This window comes from Collinsella sp. SGI.241, from assembly GCF_050312955.1.
Lineage (GTDB): Bacteria > Actinomycetota > Coriobacteriia > Coriobacteriales > Coriobacteriaceae > Collinsella.
On the sequence record NZ_JBNPKM010000015.1, the window covers coordinates 34,786 to 49,414 of the forward strand.

Annotated in this window: 10 protein-coding genes, 1 tRNA gene and 1 other RNA gene; 8 read left to right on the forward strand and 4 right to left on the reverse strand. The window is 60.2% G+C overall.

The features are described from left to right. Nucleotides 1-23 precede the first annotated feature (23 nt). Nucleotides 24-1,667 carry a serine/threonine-protein kinase gene (locus tag ACQQ92_RS07330; RefSeq protein WP_427728836.1) on the reverse strand — a complete coding sequence of 548 codons (1,644 nt, stop codon included), beginning with the start codon at nt 1,665-1,667 and terminating at the stop codon, nt 24-26. 132 nt (nt 1,668-1,799) lie between these two features. Continuing rightward, nucleotides 1,800-2,252, reverse strand: a complete 453-nt coding sequence (locus ACQQ92_RS07335) for a helix-turn-helix domain-containing protein (RefSeq protein WP_138340479.1) — start codon at nt 2,250-2,252, stop codon at nt 1,800-1,802. Between the two features lie 333 nt (nt 2,253-2,585). Between ACQQ92_RS07335 and ACQQ92_RS07340 the strand changes: the two genes are divergently transcribed. Then, nucleotides 2,586-3,638, forward strand: coding sequence for a branched-chain amino acid aminotransferase (locus tag ACQQ92_RS07340; protein ID WP_427728837.1), 1,053 nt, complete (start codon nt 2,586-2,588; stop codon nt 3,636-3,638). Between the two features lie 549 nt (nt 3,639-4,187). Here the strand turns inward: ACQQ92_RS07340 and ACQQ92_RS07345 are convergent. Then, a complete protein-coding gene (locus ACQQ92_RS07345) occupies nt 4,188-4,739 on the reverse strand; it encodes a LemA family protein (protein WP_427719860.1) in 552 nt (183 codons plus the stop codon). A 211-nt stretch (nt 4,740-4,950) separates the two neighbouring features. Here ACQQ92_RS07345 and ACQQ92_RS07350 point away from each other — a divergent pair, with 211 nt between their 5' ends. Next, on the forward strand, nt 4,951-5,535 hold the full coding sequence (locus tag ACQQ92_RS07350; protein ID WP_195838605.1) for a TetR/AcrR family transcriptional regulator: 585 nt from the start codon (nt 4,951-4,953) through the stop codon (nt 5,533-5,535). Nucleotides 5,536-5,537: 2 nt separating this feature from the next. Here the strand turns inward: ACQQ92_RS07350 and ACQQ92_RS07355 are convergent. Then, nucleotides 5,538-5,627 (reverse strand) — tRNA-Ser (locus tag ACQQ92_RS07355). 51 nt (nt 5,628-5,678) lie between these two features. Here ACQQ92_RS07355 and tadA point away from each other — a divergent pair. The 6 genes from tadA to bilS all read left to right on the forward strand — a co-directional run bounded on the left by tadA (nt 5,679) and on the right by bilS (nt 14,393). Next, complete coding sequence (tadA, locus tag ACQQ92_RS07360) at nt 5,679-7,460, forward strand: tRNA adenosine(34) deaminase TadA (RefSeq protein ID WP_427796153.1); 1,782 nt, start codon at nt 5,679-5,681, stop codon at nt 7,458-7,460. A 148-nt stretch (nt 7,461-7,608) separates the two neighbouring features. Beyond that, entirely contained in the window at nt 7,609-9,348 is a 1,740-nt protein-coding gene (locus tag ACQQ92_RS07365) for a vWA domain-containing protein (RefSeq protein ID WP_427796154.1), read from the forward strand. Nucleotides 9,349-9,553: 205 nt separating this feature from the next. Then, nucleotides 9,554-9,645, forward strand: an RNA gene (gene ffs / locus ACQQ92_RS07370) — signal recognition particle sRNA small type. Between the two features lie 344 nt (nt 9,646-9,989). Then, the gene (locus ACQQ92_RS07375; protein WP_427796155.1) at nt 9,990-11,873 is read left to right on the forward strand and encodes an ABC transporter ATP-binding protein; all 1,884 of its coding nucleotides are present in this window, start codon (nt 9,990-9,992) and stop codon (nt 11,871-11,873) included. Then, nucleotides 11,874-13,730 (forward strand): ABC transporter ATP-binding protein, encoded by a 1,857-nt coding sequence (locus ACQQ92_RS07380; protein WP_427796156.1) that lies wholly within the window; start codon nt 11,874-11,876, stop codon nt 13,728-13,730. It abuts the gene before it with no gap. 111 nt (nt 13,731-13,841) lie between these two features. Next, the gene (bilS, locus tag ACQQ92_RS07385) at nt 13,842-14,393 is read left to right on the forward strand and encodes a flavodoxin family protein BilS (protein ID WP_427727654.1); all 552 of its coding nucleotides are present in this window, start codon (nt 13,842-13,844) and stop codon (nt 14,391-14,393) included. The last annotated feature ends 236 nt before the right edge of the window (nt 14,394-14,629 follow it).

Here is a 14,629-nt window from a genome sequence, read left to right on the forward strand (position 1 = left end):
TGTCGGCGAACGGCGCCCCGGTCCTACCATTGGGCGGCGTAGATATCGCAGCTTGCGTGCGTGGGCGGATTGTGGACGTCGACCGAAACGGGGGTCGTGGAACCGACGGAGGGGCAGTCGCAAAAATTGTTATAGCCGGCAACGATATTGCCCTGCTTATCGCGCAGGATAGCCGATAGGAACACTTGGGTCTTATCAAAGCCGCTCGGAGCACTTTGGAGTTTGAGCTTTGCCAAGAATGACTGCATGCCGTCTGCCCCAGCGGATTCGGTGCTATCGAAAATTTCGTACACCGGTGCTTCGGTGGCGGTGGCAAGTGCAACGCCGCTGGGTGTGACCGCCTCGAACTCAACGCGCGCGGGAGCGGTGCCATTTCCCGTCTGATCGCCAAAGTAGACGGTCTGGCCGGGCTCGATGGCGCTGTAGGTTTTCTCATCCGTAAAGATCAGGTTGTCGTCCGCATCGTATCCGGAGACCTTAATGGTGGGAAATGCGATAGCGGCAGGGCCGTCGGAGTTTTTAAGGCCGATGCCAAAGTGGACGTATCCGTGCCCATCAACCGACCAGCCTGATTCCGCAATCGAGAGCTCGGCGGACAGAAGGCTGGCGTCGCTTGCCGTATTTGCTTTTTTGGATGTCGAAACGCCGTCAGACTGGCCGGCTTGCGATGAGGACGTGGGCCCGTTGTTGCTTTCTCGGTCGGCGTGGAACGTCGAGATGGCAATCGCGCCGACTGCCATCAGCCCGGCAAGCATCGCGGTGACGAGTGCCAGTTTTAGCAACAAGCCGCCAAAGGTCCGCGTCCTGCTTTTGCTTGGGTTGCGCTTAGACGCATGCGTACCCGCTGCCATTTGGGCATGGTCGGCATGCCCATCTGTGCCAGAAGATGCCCTGTCGTTTCCCGGTCGAGACGAGCCGGCGAGCGCCCCTGCCATCTCTGCTGCAGACTGAAATCGCGCGCTTGGCTCAAACGAGCAGGCGCACGTGATGGCGTGGGCGAGCGTCGCGGGTGCATTATCAAGATTCTTCTTAAGAATCTGCTCGTAAGCCTCGTCATCGGGCCGGACACCCGTAAGCGCAAAGCCAAGAACGCGTCCGATGGAGTAGACATCACTTCGCGCATCGGTCTGGGCAAAGCCGTATTGTTCGGGCGAGGCGAACCCCCAAGTTCCGAGGGAGGTCGTGTCCTTGCTTGCCCCTTCGACGCGCATGCGGGCAATACCGAGGTCGATGAGGTGCGCGCCGTTCGCGGCAACCACGATATTGTTGGGGGAAATGTCGCGGTGGACGATGCCGTGTCTGTGGAGCTCCTCGGCCGCCTCGCAAAGCTCGATGCCAAGCGATGTCGTCTCTTCCGGCGTCAACGGCCCATCGGTTTCGATAACTTTGGAAAGCGACCGACCCGGCACAAAGTCGTAGACGACAACAAAGTGCTCGGGTAGTTCGTAGGTCGCCTCGACGCGGGGAAGGCGGGGCGAGCTGCATTCTGTGAGTGCCGACCATACATTGCGGCGGGCAAGCTCCTGTCGAATCTTCTTTCGCACGAAGGGACCGGCTCCGTCAATCGTGACGAGTTCGGTAATGCCGTCTTCGCCGCGTGCGAGCACCTGCTCGACGCGATAGGTGTCGTCAAGGCTCATGGCATGCATGAGCTGGTTGTCGTTCAAGCCGTCCTCCCTTCATGGTAGCTGGGCAAATGCCCCAAAAATAATATGCCAACGATTGTTCTGTTTGTTCAGTTGGCAACTGAATCGTGTATGGAGACGATAGAGCCGCGGGGCTCGCGCGGACGTGGGCGTTTATTTGAGTGGGTTGGTTCCCAGAAGCGTTTTTTCACCCAGGCGGTAGAGCTCGTCGTCGGTGCACGCTCGGCTCATGCCGCGTTCGATGCACCAGATGACGATGGCGTCGCGGCGATCCTTGCACCAAAGCTCGGCGACGCTATCGAGTCTCAGAAGGCGCTGCGTCTCTCGAAGCGTGCAGCCGATACCGAGTGCCAACATGATGGCGTGGTCGCGGCCGGGGCGGCTTTTGCCGGCAAAGATGTCGTACACAACGGTCGGGTTAAGGCCCGAGTTGCGTGCGACGTCCGAGCGCTTGATGCGGCGCTCGTCGATGAGGCAGCGCAAGTACGAGGGAAGCGTTTGGTCGACGGTTTCGCCTTCGTCCAGATAGGCGTCGATGCTCGAACTGGCCAACAGCCGCTTGAGCAGGTCTTCCGTCAAGTGTTCGCGTTTGTTCTGAGTAGCCAAGGGGGCTCCAATCATCGTCTCGACTTAGAGTATATCGATAGGGCGGTCGCGGGGCGCATGGGGCGAGTGGACGCCGCGGCTTGGAGGACGCCTATTTACCCTGGTGAATTCCGAAGCAAATGAAAATACTTTACTTAGTTAAAGAAAAACGTTTTATCCGACGCGCGCGGGGAGTACAATCTCGTCCATGCGAATCGACGTGCCATCGGCTTCGATGTTGCCCGCGTGTCCCGTCCGGCTCTACGCTCCGGGCGTGCGACGTTGCGACACGGTCGGCCTCGGTCCTTGCGTGCGGGTTCGCGAGTATGCAACTGTGTATGTAAGGAGCGACATATGACTGTCGAGAAGAAGGATATCGATTGGGGTAGCCTCGGCTTTGGCTACATGAAGACCGATTACAGCTACGAGGCTCATTGGAAGGATGGCGAGTGGGACGAGGGCGGCCTGACCACCGACCACACCATGCATGTCTCCGAGTGCGGCGGCATCTTCCATTACTGCCAGGAGGTCTTTGAGGGCCTGAAGGCCTACACCGCCGAGGATGGCAGCATCGTCTGCTTCCGTCCCGACATGAACGCTGAGCGCATGTATAACTCTGCCCAGCGCCTCGAGATGCCCCCGTTCCCCAAGGACAAGTTCGTTGAGGCCGTCAAGCAGGTCGTTTCTGCCAACGCTGCCTGGGTTCCGCCTTTCGGCTCCGGTGCGACCCTGTACGTGCGTCCGTTTATGATTGGCTCTGGTGACGTGATTGGCGTGGCTCCTGCTCCTGAGTACACATTCCGCATTCTCGTGACTCCGGTCGGTCCGTACTTTAAGGGCGGCCTTAAGCCCGTTAAGCTGCGCGTTTCCGAGTATGACCGTGCAGCCCCGCATGGCACCGGCAACATCAAGGCCGGCCTGAACTACGCCATGTCCCTTAAGCCCACGATGGAGGCCCATCGCGAGGGCTATGCCGAGAACCTGTATCTTGACTCCGAGTCTCGCACCTATGTCGAGGAGACCGGTGGCGCCAACGTCCTGTTCGTGAAAGAGGACGGCACCCTCGTCGTTCCGCAGTCGCACACCGACTCGATCCTGCCCTCCATCACCCGTCGCTCGCTCGTTCAGGTCGCTCAGGACCTGGGTATGACTGTTGATCAGCGTCCCGTCGAGTGGGCCGAGGTCAAGGCCGGCACCTTTGTCGAGTGCGGTCTGTGCGGCACCGCTGCTGTTATCTCCCCGGTCGGCGAGATTGACAACAAGGTTTATGGTGCCGACGAGACCGTGACCTTCCCGGCTGGCTGCACCGAGATCGGCCCTGTTATGAAGAAACTTCGCGAGACCCTGACTGGTATTCAGTCTGGTGCTGTTGAGGATAAGCACAACTGGGTTTACACCGTCGCGTAAGCTGTCTTGTATGTTCGGCCCGAGGGCGACCTTTCTTTCCGGCGCGTCCTCGGGCATGAAAGAACCTCCGCTGCGCACTTCGTGCGGCGGGGGTTCCTTCGTCCTGCGGAGTGCGCTTGGGTGTGGGCTCCATAAGGAGCTTGGCCCTAGTGACCCCGCGCAGTTCTGTAGGAAAACCGCGCACCAGGAAGAGGTGCGTGCGCGGTTTTCCGGTTGCCGCTCGCCTGGGGTGGGACGGGGCGTACATTTTTGGGAGTTTTCAGCAGCCGGGTGCGCATGCATACGGGATTTTGGGCGAAAGTCAGGCGCCGTGAGCCGCATCCTGTAGAAAATGAGTGATCCCTGAGGTGCTGAGGGCTCAGAATCAGGGTTTTCAACGCGGTTTTGTGGGCCCGTTCCTGTTCCTTTGGGCTCCAGGATGCTGAAAACTCCAAAATTTGCACGCCGCCCTCTGGGGTACCTGTGGGCAAAAAGCAACCGTCCCGCCGAAGTATGCATTCGACGGGACGGTTTATGCATATACCCGATTAAGGATACGCTGCGGATCTGTTAGAACTTGACGGTCGGTGCCTGGCGGGCAGCTTCGGCGGCCTCGAAGCCCTGGCGCTCCTTAAACTGGAAGATGCCGGCAAAGATAACGGCCGGGAACGTCTGGATGGCGTTGTTGTAGCTGAGCACGCAGTCGTTGTAGCTCTGGCGCGCGTAGCTCACCTTGTTCTCGGTGTCCTCGAGCGTAGCCTGGAGCTGCATAAAGTTGGTGTTCGCCTTAAGGTCGGGGTAGGCCTCGGCCACGGCAAAGAGCTGGCGCAGTGCACCGGTCAGCACGTTGTCGGCTTCCATTTTGGCCTCGGGGGTGGTGGCGCTTACGGCGGTGTTGCGCGCGTTGATCACGGCGGCGAGCGTGTCCTGCTCGTGCTTGGCGTAGCCCTTGACGGTCTCGACCAGGTTGGGGATCAGGTCGTTGCGGCGCTGCAACTGCGTGTCGATGTTCTGCCAGGCGTTATCGATACGATTGCGCTTGGTAACCATGTTGTTGTAGATGCCGGCGATGGCGCAGACGATCACAACGACAACAACGATACCGATGATGACGGGAAGCATGATGTCTCCGTTTCGAATGGCAGCGGCGTTTTGCGCCGGCCGTTGTTGGTATAACGTATCTAGTATACCCGCAACCTTTGGCGGTGCCGAACTTTCCGGTAAGCGTTTTGTTTCAACCAGGGAGGGGGCGCCAATATCGAACGGTTGGTACAGGTGTAAGATATGCGACAAATTACGGAATGCTGTCTACGCCTTGAGGATGGCGATATGGATGGACCTTCGCATCAAGAAAACCTATCGTGCCCTGTTCGACGCCTTTACCGAGCTTTTGGAAGAGTATCGGTTTGAGGATTTGACGGTTGCCATGCTTTGCGACCGGGCCCTGATTCGCCGCACGACGTTCTATAAGCATTTTCGCGATAAAAACGATTATTTTGCCTTCTATATCGATGAGCTTATGACGGGCTTGCCGCAAAACCAGACCGACGCAGCGGACGCGGAGCCGCTTGTGGATGTACAGGCGCTTCGCCATGAGGTCTTTGACGATGCCATGAATATGGTACTGGCGCATGAGCAGCTCATGGATAACCTTTTGGCGAGCAGCATGTCGGGCATGCTGACCGGCATGATTTGCGACCGCATCGCGCATTCCATCCGTGAGCGCGTGATGAGCTCGCTTGCCGAAGACGCCCTGGCGCCCGTTTCGCTCGAGACGACATCGGAATTTATCGCCGGTGGCATTATTCGAGTGTTCACAAATTGGTGGGAATCGGGCCACGATCTTGAGCGTCGACCCGAGATGGCCGACGTGGTCGATGCGCTGTTTGAGCGCACCATGACGCCGGTGAATCACTAAGGTGGCGGAGAGAGGGGGATTCGAACCCCCGGAACGCTCTCGCGCTCAACGGTTTTCAAGACCGCCGCATTCAACCGCTCTGCCATCTCTCCGTGAGTCGTAATGATAGCATCGTTTTGAATTTGCAACAGGGAAGGCGAACGATGACGATCACCGAAATCGACGAGAAGTTCATGCGCGAGGCGCTGGCGGAGGCGCGCGCCGCTGCGACAGTGGGCGAGGTGCCGATTGGTGCTGTGGTGGTGCGTGCGGGCGAGATTGTCGCGAGGGCGCATAATCGCCGTGAGCTCGACCAGGACCCTTCGGCACATGCCGAGTTTTTGGCCCTGTGCGCCGCCGCTCAGACGCTTGGGCGTTGGCGCCTTTCCGATTGTACGGTCTACGTGACGCTCGAACCCTGCTGCATGTGCGCGGGGCTTATGGTTAACGCGCGCGTGGGGCGTTGTGTGTATGGTGCGGCCGATGCCAAGGCGGGCGCGGTGGGCTCGCTGTATGACCTCAATGCCGATTCGCGCCTGAACCATCGGTTTAATGTGACCGCCGGCGTGCTGGCAGACGAGTGTCGCAGGGTACTGAGCAGCTATTTTGCCGGTTTGCGCGGTGTGGATGGCGCCGCGTGCGGCTGCAGTCTAAGCCTTGAGGCGCATGCCGTCCATGCCGAGGCACTTGCGGGTGTTGGGAATCTCGCCGACGAGACACTCAACTTTGGTCCTGTGCAGCGCCGACCCCGCCGCGTGCTGTTGGCGATCGATTCCTTTAAGGGCAGCGTTTCGAGCGCGCAGGCGGAGGCGGCCGTTGCCGAAGGCGTGTGCCAGGTGTGGCCCGATGCCGAGCTGAGCGCTTTGCCGCTGGCAGATGGTGGCGAGGGAACGCTCGACGCCGTCGCCGCGCGCGGCGGCGAGCTTGTGACCTGCGAGGTTGCAGGCCCCTTGGGCGACCGCGTGTCTGCCCGGATGCTGGTGGACGGCGAGCACGAGTCGGCTGTAGTTGAGATGGCCGAGGCGGCGGGTATTGGGTATTCGCCCTGCACGGAATCGGCGGCGCTTGCGGCTTCGACCTATGGCGTGGGCGAGCTCATGCTTCGCGCGGTCCGTGCTGGGGCAAAGACTATCTATATTGGCTTGGGCGGCAGCGCTACCAACGATGGCGGCGCCGGTATGCTGCAGGCGCTGGGCGCGCGTGTGGTCGATGATCAGGGCTGCGATGTCGCCCCCGGTCTTGCGGGTCTCGAGCACGTGGTGAGTATCGATTTGGCGCCAGCGCTTCGGGCGCTGAATGGCGTGCGTATCGTGGTGCTTTCCGATGTTGAGAATCCGCTCGTGGGGCGCCGAGGAGCCCTGACGGTGTTTGGCGGGCAGAAAGGCCTGCCGACGGGTGACGTCGAGGCGCTACGCGGGTACGACGGCTGGATGGTCGGCTACGGTCGTCTGCTCGATGCGGCGATTTTCGAGATGCGAGCCCAGAAGCTTCTGCGCACACCCGAGGGCGCACGGGCATTTGGCTCGGTGCTCGGCGTGCCCGGCGCGGGCGCGGCGGGTGGCTTGGGTGCCGCACTGCTGTCGCTCGGCGCCGAGTTGCACTCGGGTGTAGAGACGGTGCTCGACCTCGTGGGGTTTGACGGGCGCGTGCGCGATGCCGACCTGGTCATAACGGGCGAGGGCAATATGGACGAGCAATCCGCCGCCGGTAAGGCACCGGTGGGCGTGGCTCGCCGTGCGAAGCGATATGGCAAGCCGGTGGTCGCCGTCGTGGGCGGTCGTGCCGTCAACCTGGATGCGGTGTATGGGCAGGGCGTCGATCTGGTTCTGCCGATATGCCGCAAGCCCATGAGCCTTGAGGAAGCGCTTGGCATGCAGGAGGCTGTAGCCAATTTGGCGTGCGCGGGCGAGGGGGCTGCCCGAGCATACGATCTTGGTCGCATATAGATATAAATATCCAATCTGATTTGCCTGTCCAGCTCGTTATTTGTAAATATATGTTAATTACGTTGGCATTTTACGGTCTATACTATTGCTGTATCACTGGTGTCGTATGCACCTGTCTGCAAACGGAAATTATATGAAAGGGGCTAGGATGCACAGATTGGGAAATACGCTTAAGCGCGCGGTTACGGTTGGCGCGGTGTTGGCGCTGACGTTAGGCATGGCCACTCCGGCGACCATGTCATTCGCAGACGATGCCGCGGGGGGGGGCGCCGGTCAATCGTCCACGTTAGAGCGGAACCAGAAGACGGCGACCGAGCTTGACGAGAACCTGGAGACCAAGGTCACGCTCTCGTTCCCGGGCAAGCAAGAGGCCGAGCCGTCCGACGTTGTGTTTGTGCTCGATAAGTCGGGCGCTTCCGCGCAGACGGACATTTTCAACCAAGCCAAGGAGTTCCTGGGTCAGATTAGCCAGAAGGCCAAGGATGATGGTCTGGACATCAGGGTCGGCGTAGTCCTCTTCAACAGGGTCGGTAACATCCAGCAGCCGCTGACGGATGTCGTCACGGGCTATGATGACATCCTGAACGCAATGAACTCCAGCCTGCATTCGGGCACTAACATGGACGCTGGCCTTCTTGCCGCAAAGAGCATCCTCGACGCGGATACTGCCGTTAAGGCCGAGAACAAGCACGTGATCCTTATTAGTGACGGTGCAACCTACCTTTACTGCAAGAATGGCGATTACACCAAACCGTATACGAGGTCGTTTGGCGATCCAACCAAGCAGACGAATCCAGAGACCCACGCTGCATACCCCTATGGATCGAACAAAATGGGCGGTATCTGGGAGTGGCAGTCTCGCGAGTACAATCTCAAGAACGACTGGAAGAAGTTCTCCGACGGCTCTAACTTCATTTTCTCGCAGGCCATGAAGAGCCCCGAGAAGCTCGGCGAGTATCTTAAGTACTATCGCGACCAGTACGAGAACTCTGACAAGAACTGGGCTCAGTACGACTACGAGTACACCGACGACGCACGCAATAACGGCACCACGAACCCCATCCCCGTCGATGTGAACGCGCCGTGCAACATCGACGTCGCGTTCTGGAGCACGGACGACACGTTCCAGTCGATGGTCAAGGCCGGCTACGACATGAACGTCTACTACAAGAACGCCGCCGACTTTGATGGCCAGGTATTCCTGCAGTACCTCACCAGGAATTCCAACAATGGCCAGCTCGACACCGATTTTGCCGAGATCAAGGCAAAGCTCGTGGACAAGATTGCCGCCGGCTCGACGGTCGAGGACTTTATTGGCGCTGATTTTGACTTCATCAACGACCCTGCCAAGATCAGCCTGACCGCCAACGGCGAGAAGCTTGCCCCCGAGAAAATCGACGACGGTGCCTACGGCTTTGGCAAGCTTGCGAACGGCTCCTATAGGTTCACCTTGGACTACGTGAATGGCGACCAGGAGATGCTCAAGCTTACGCTGAACGAGGCTGCATCTCCGAGCAAGCCCGTCGTGCTCGAGTACAGCGAGCGCCTGGTCAACGTGCCCACCGAGCCTGGCACCCATACCCTTAACGTCAACGAGAGCGCGATCCTGCATCCCGTGGACGGCAACGGCATACGCGGCGAAGCGTATAAGTTCCCGGTTCCGACGGTCGAGTACACGGTTCCCGAGCCCGAGCAGAAGCCTGAGGAGCCCAAGCCCGAGGAGCCCGCGAAGCCGAGCGATAAGAAGCCCGTCAAGACGACGAAGGGCAAGAAGGGCACCATGCCGATGACGGGTGATACCTTCTCAATTCTGCCCGTCGTTGGGCTGGTCGTAGCCGGTGCAGCCGTTTGCGTTGCCGGCATTATCCTCAAGCGCCGTAATCACTAACGGCGTTGACGCCGAACGACGTTTCGCTTCCCAGCGCTTGCGCAACGCTTGAATGCTCTCTGCGAAGCAACTGATGGGGCGCGGTCGCATGCTTGCGACCGCGCCTTTTTGCTGCCGTGCACTCATGTGGTTTTCCTTTTGACCGCGGGGCATCTTGCTCTGCTGGACGGGAGCAGGTAATATATACCGAGCGCCAAGCGCGCTCGATGGGTTCGGATGACGACATGTTCCGAATCTGGTCAGGTCCGGAAGGAAGCAGCCATAAGGAGCCTCTGCCGGGCATCCGAATCCATCGAGCGCACGGGCGCTTTTTGGTGCCGCGATGCGGTCCCGGTGCCGGCGGGCTGTTTGGTGTCTCGCTGGTCCTCGGCTTTGCCTGCGGGATCGCTCGACTACCAAACAGCCCGCCGGCACCGGGACCACTTCGTCCAAAAATCACCCGTAGAGGGCGCATTTATCTGAAGAATTGAATCCCGTGTCTTGCGGCGCTCGCTGGCGTTGCCAAAACATCGGCTGCTACATGCCTTGGGCGCTAGTGACCGTCGCCCTTACATCTGTAACGAGTTGCTTACGCATCTCCAGGGCTCGCCGTACTATCATGAATCAGATTGAAGAGAGATGATGATAGGGAGCGCCTTTTTATGATTGAGCTGCTCAGGCGTTTTGGTGGTAAGTTTCGCCGGTATATGGTGATTGGTCCTGCGTGCAAGCTGATCGAAGTGTTTTTTGACCTGCTTACGCCGCTCGTGATTGCCCAGATGATCGATAAGGGTATTGGCGCACGCGATGCCAACGCCGTCGTCCACTACGGTATGGTGCTCGCCGCCATGGCTGTGATCGGCATCTCGTTTACGCTCGTCTGCCAAAAGATGGCGGCGCTCACCTCGCAAGGCATGGGCACCGACATCCGCGGCGCACTCTACCAGCACATCAATAAGCTGAGCTATGCTGAGCTCGATCGCTTTGGCACGCCGTCGCTCATCACGCGCATCACCAACGATGTCAACCAGGTGCAGCTTGCCGTGGCGCTGGGCGTGCGCATGCTCATTCGCTGGCCCTTTTTGGCGGTGGGCTCTATGTGCGCGGCCCTTGCCATCGACCTTAAGCTCGGCATCATCTTTTTGATTTGCACGCCCGCCATCGGCTTGGTGTTTTGGTTTGTCATGGCTCGCTGCATTCCGTACTACAAGCAGCTGCAGGCAAAGCTCGACCGCATCGCACTCATTTGCCGCGAGGGACTTTCGGGCGCCCGCGTGGTCCGCGCCTTTGTACGCGAGGATCACGAGCGCGAGCGCTTTGCCCTAGCCGCCGATGAGCAGGCGCATGTTGCCATCGCGGTGGGCAAGCTCTCGTCGATCCTTAACCCCGTCACGTTTTTGATGATGAACCTGGGCGTGTGCGCCATCCTGTGGGTGGGCGGCATCCAGGTCAACGTGGGCGAGCTTACGCAGGGCCAGGTTATGGCGTTCGTCAACTACATGACGCAGACGCTCACCTCCATCGTGTACGTCGCCAACCTGGTCGTAGTCTTTACCAAGGCGAGCGCCAGCGCGTCGCGCATCAACGAGGTGTTCAATTGTGAGCCGAGCATCACCGACGAGGGCAACCAGCCGGTCGCGCTGCCCAAGCCGAGCGAACTGGCGGGTGGCGCTGTTCCGGTTCCCGCACTGAGCTTTGACCATGCGAGCTTTTCGTTTGGCGCGGGCGCTGCCAACGCCGTCAACGATGTGACCCTGGAGCTGCCGGCGGGCAAAACGCTCGGCATTATCGGCGGCACGGGTAGTGGCAAGTCCACACTCGTCTCGCTTATCCCACGCCTGTACGATGCGAGCACCGGCAGCGTGAGCGTGATGGGTGCCGACGTGCGCACCTGGCCGCTCGACCAGCTGCGCCGTGTGGTCGCGACCGTTCCGCAGCGCGCGTCGCTGGTGAGCGGCACCATCCGCAGCAACTTGACCTGGCGCGATGAGGCGGCAACCGACGAGGAGCTTTGGGCGGCGCTCGATATGGCGCAGGCCAGCGAGTTTGTGCGCAACAAGCCGCAGGGCCTCGATGCCCCGGTCGAGGCGGGCGGCAAGAACTTTAGCGGTGGCCAGCGTCAGCGCCTGACTATCGCGCGTGCCTTAGTGGGCTCGCCGCAGGTTCTGATTATGGATGACTCCGCCTCGGCGCTCGACTTTAAGACCGACGCAGCGCTTCGCCGTGCCATTCGTGAACGAAGCGTGTGCGGTGCCGCCGAGGGCGGGCTGCCGCTGACGACCATCATCGTGAGCCAGCGCGTCTCGACCGTGCGCGATGCGGACATGATCTGCGTACTCGACCATGGCTCGGTCGCGGGCCTGGGCACGCACGATGAGCTGTATGCAAGCTGCCAGCTCTACCGAGAGATTTGCCAGTCGCAGCTTCGCCGCGAGGAGCTCGAGGGTCAGCAGGGGGGTGCGGCGCCCACGCCCGCTCCAAGCCCCGCGCCCGTCCCAGGCGCCCCGACCGCCCCCGCATCCGTCTGCGCAAAGGAGGGCTGCTAAATGAATCCGTACACTTCTTCCGGTTCGGTCGCCACGATGACGGCCAACGTGTCCGGCAACGATAACCTCAACGACCTGGGCGACGGTCCGCGCCAGCCCGGCGATCCCGAGCGCTATCCTGTGGGTGCGGTGACCCGCCGCCTGTTGGGCTATGTTCGTCCGCACCGCATTTCGTTTGTAGCGTCGTTTCTGAGTGCCGCCGCTTCGGTGATCTTGCAGCTCTACACGCCCATCCTCATCGGCGAGGGCATCGACCTGATCGCCGCCGGGCAGGTGGACTTCGACGCGCTGCTGCCGCTTGTCACCAAGCTCGCGATTGTCGTCGTAGGTGCTGCGGCTTTCCAGTGGCTGCAGGGCTACTGCGTAAACCGCCTGTCCTACGAGACGGTGCGCGACATGCGCGTGGAGGCGAGCGACAAGCTCAGCCGCATGCCGCTCAGCTTTATCGACAGCCACGCCCACGGCGACCTCATGAGCCGCGTGGTTAACGACGTCGATCAGGTGGGCGATGGCCTGCTGCAGGGGTTTACCCAGCTTTTCACCGGCGTTATCACCATCGTGGGCACGCTCGCGTTTATGCTTTCCATCAACCTGACCATGACGCTCGTGGTGGTGCTCGTCACGCCGCTTTCCATTTTTGCAGCCGGTGCTATTGCCAAGCTCTCCAACAAAAGCTTTACGGCACAGCAGCGCATCCAAGGCCAGCTCGGTGGTCATATCGAGGAATACGTGGGCGAGCAGAAGCTTGTCGACGCCTTTGCCTATGGCTCCAACGCGCAAGCGAGCTTCGATGCCCTCAATGCCGAGCTCTACACCGCGGGCGAGCGCGCGCAGTTTATGGGTTCGCTCTCCAACCCCGGCACGCGCTTTATCAATAACATCATCTATGCCGTGGTCGCTGTGATCGGCTGCGTGGGCGTGATCACGGGCGTGCCGGCGGCGCTTACGGTGGGCGGCGTGCAGATCTTTCTGTCCTATGCTAACCAGTACACCAAGCCGTTCAACGAGGTCACCAACGTCATTACGCAGATCCAGACGGCGTATGCCTCGGCGCGCCGCATGTTTGCGCTGCTCGATGCGCGCGAGCAGGAGCCCGACGCGTCGGACGCTGTAGAGCTTGCCGCACCGCAGGGCGAGGTCGCCTTTGAGCATGTGGACTTTAGCTACGTGTCCGACCGCAAGCTGCTGCAGGATATCTGCATCGAGGCCAAGCCCGGCATGCGCTTTGCCCTGGTCGGCCCTACGGGCTGTGGCAAGACAACGCTCATCAATTTGCTGCTGCGTTTTTATGATATCGATGCCGGCCGCATTGCGGTCGATGGCCGTTCCTCGCGTGACTACACGCGCGCAAGCCTGCGCCGTGCCTTTGGCATGGTGTTGCAGGATACATGGCTGTTCGAGGGCACGGTGGCAGATAACATCGCCTACGGCTGTCCCGATGCCACGCGCGAGCAGGTTATCGAAGCTGCCAAGCGCGCGCATGCGCACAAGTTTATCGTGCAGCTGCCGCAGGGCTACGACACGGTGATTGGCGAGGACGGCGGCACGTTTAGCCAGGGTCAAAAACAGCTGCTGTGCATCGCGCGCGTCATGCTCACCGATCCGGCGATCTTGCTGCTGGACGAGGCGACCTCGAGCATCGATACCCGCACCGAGCTGCAGGTACAGGCGGCATTCGACGAGCTCATGGCCGGTCGCACAAGCTTTGTGGTGGCGCACCGCCTGAGCACCATTCGCAACGCCGACTGCATTTTGGTGATGCGCGACGGCGAGATTATCGAGCGCGGCACACACGACGAGCTGCTGGCGGCAGACGGCTTCTATGCCGATCTTTACCGCAGTCAGTTTGCCCAGTAGGGGCCACCGATTAGCGGCAGGTGGTTTACATCTGTCACGTTGGTACTAAGATATTCATCTAATAAATTGCATTAGTGGCTTTAGTTTTGGGGGAAACGAGGCAACGTGACTATGACGTGCTCTTTGGTGGTTAACAGCAAGAGCGGTAATACCAGGATGGTTTCGGGCGCGATCAAGCGCGCTCTGCAGGCTGCGGGTGTTGAGTTTGTCCATGCCGCGGCGTTGAGCGACGATGCGGATGCAGATCAGGTTGCGCTCGAGGCGCAGGGCGCCTGCGCGGCCGACACGGTGCTCGTCGGTTTTTGGTGTGACAAGGGCGCGTGCACGCCTTCGGTCGCGGCGTTGCTCTCCACCTTGCACGGCAAGCGCGTCTTTTTGTTTGGCACCTGCGGTTTTGGCGCCGACCAGAGCTATTATCAGCAGATTATCGATCGCGTGACCTCCAATTTGGCCAATGATGCCGAGCTTGTAGGTTGGGCGATGTGCCAGGGCAAGATGGGCCCTGCGGTCAAGCAGCGCTACGAGGCCATGCTCGAGCAAGATTCCGACAACGCCCGCGCTAAGTTGCTGCTCGACAACTGGGTTGCCGCGAAGGACCATCCGACCAAGGAAGATCTGGACAACATGGCGGCAGCCGCCAAGAAGGCCGTGCTGGGCGAGTAGGTCTATCGCTGCCGCGCGTGCGAAATAATACAGAAGCGTAAGCCCCGAAATTCTCGAGGCTTTTTCTTGACACTCGCGGGAGCAACCGTGGCAAGCGTGTGGGGCGACATTTTCCATCACCCCGATGACGAGGCCGTCCTGAACGACACGCTCTCCTGCATCCGCTGGATGTATTGAGCGTGGGACGGGCTTTCCAGATGGGCAGGGTTTCGGGAAGTGTGTCCCAGAATCGGCGC

Coding starts and splice junctions, on each gene's coding strand:
- ACQQ92_RS07340 (WP_427728837.1), top strand. CDS start 2,586: ATGACTGTCGAGAAGAAGGATATCGATTGGGGTAGCCTCGGCTTTGGC.
- ACQQ92_RS07345 (WP_427719860.1), bottom strand. CDS start 4,739: ATGCTTCCCGTCATCATCGGTATCGTTGTTGTCGTTGTGATCGTCTGC.
- ACQQ92_RS07350 (WP_195838605.1), top strand. CDS start 4,951: ATGGACCTTCGCATCAAGAAAACCTATCGTGCCCTGTTCGACGCCTTT.
- tadA (WP_427796153.1), top strand. CDS start 5,679: ATGACGATCACCGAAATCGACGAGAAGTTCATGCGCGAGGCGCTGGCG.
- ACQQ92_RS07365 (WP_427796154.1), top strand. CDS start 7,609: ATGCACAGATTGGGAAATACGCTTAAGCGCGCGGTTACGGTTGGCGCG.
- ACQQ92_RS07375 (WP_427796155.1), top strand. CDS start 9,990: ATGATTGAGCTGCTCAGGCGTTTTGGTGGTAAGTTTCGCCGGTATATG.
- ACQQ92_RS07380 (WP_427796156.1), top strand. CDS start 11,874: ATGAATCCGTACACTTCTTCCGGTTCGGTCGCCACGATGACGGCCAAC.
- bilS (WP_427727654.1), top strand. CDS start 13,842: ATGACGTGCTCTTTGGTGGTTAACAGCAAGAGCGGTAATACCAGGATG.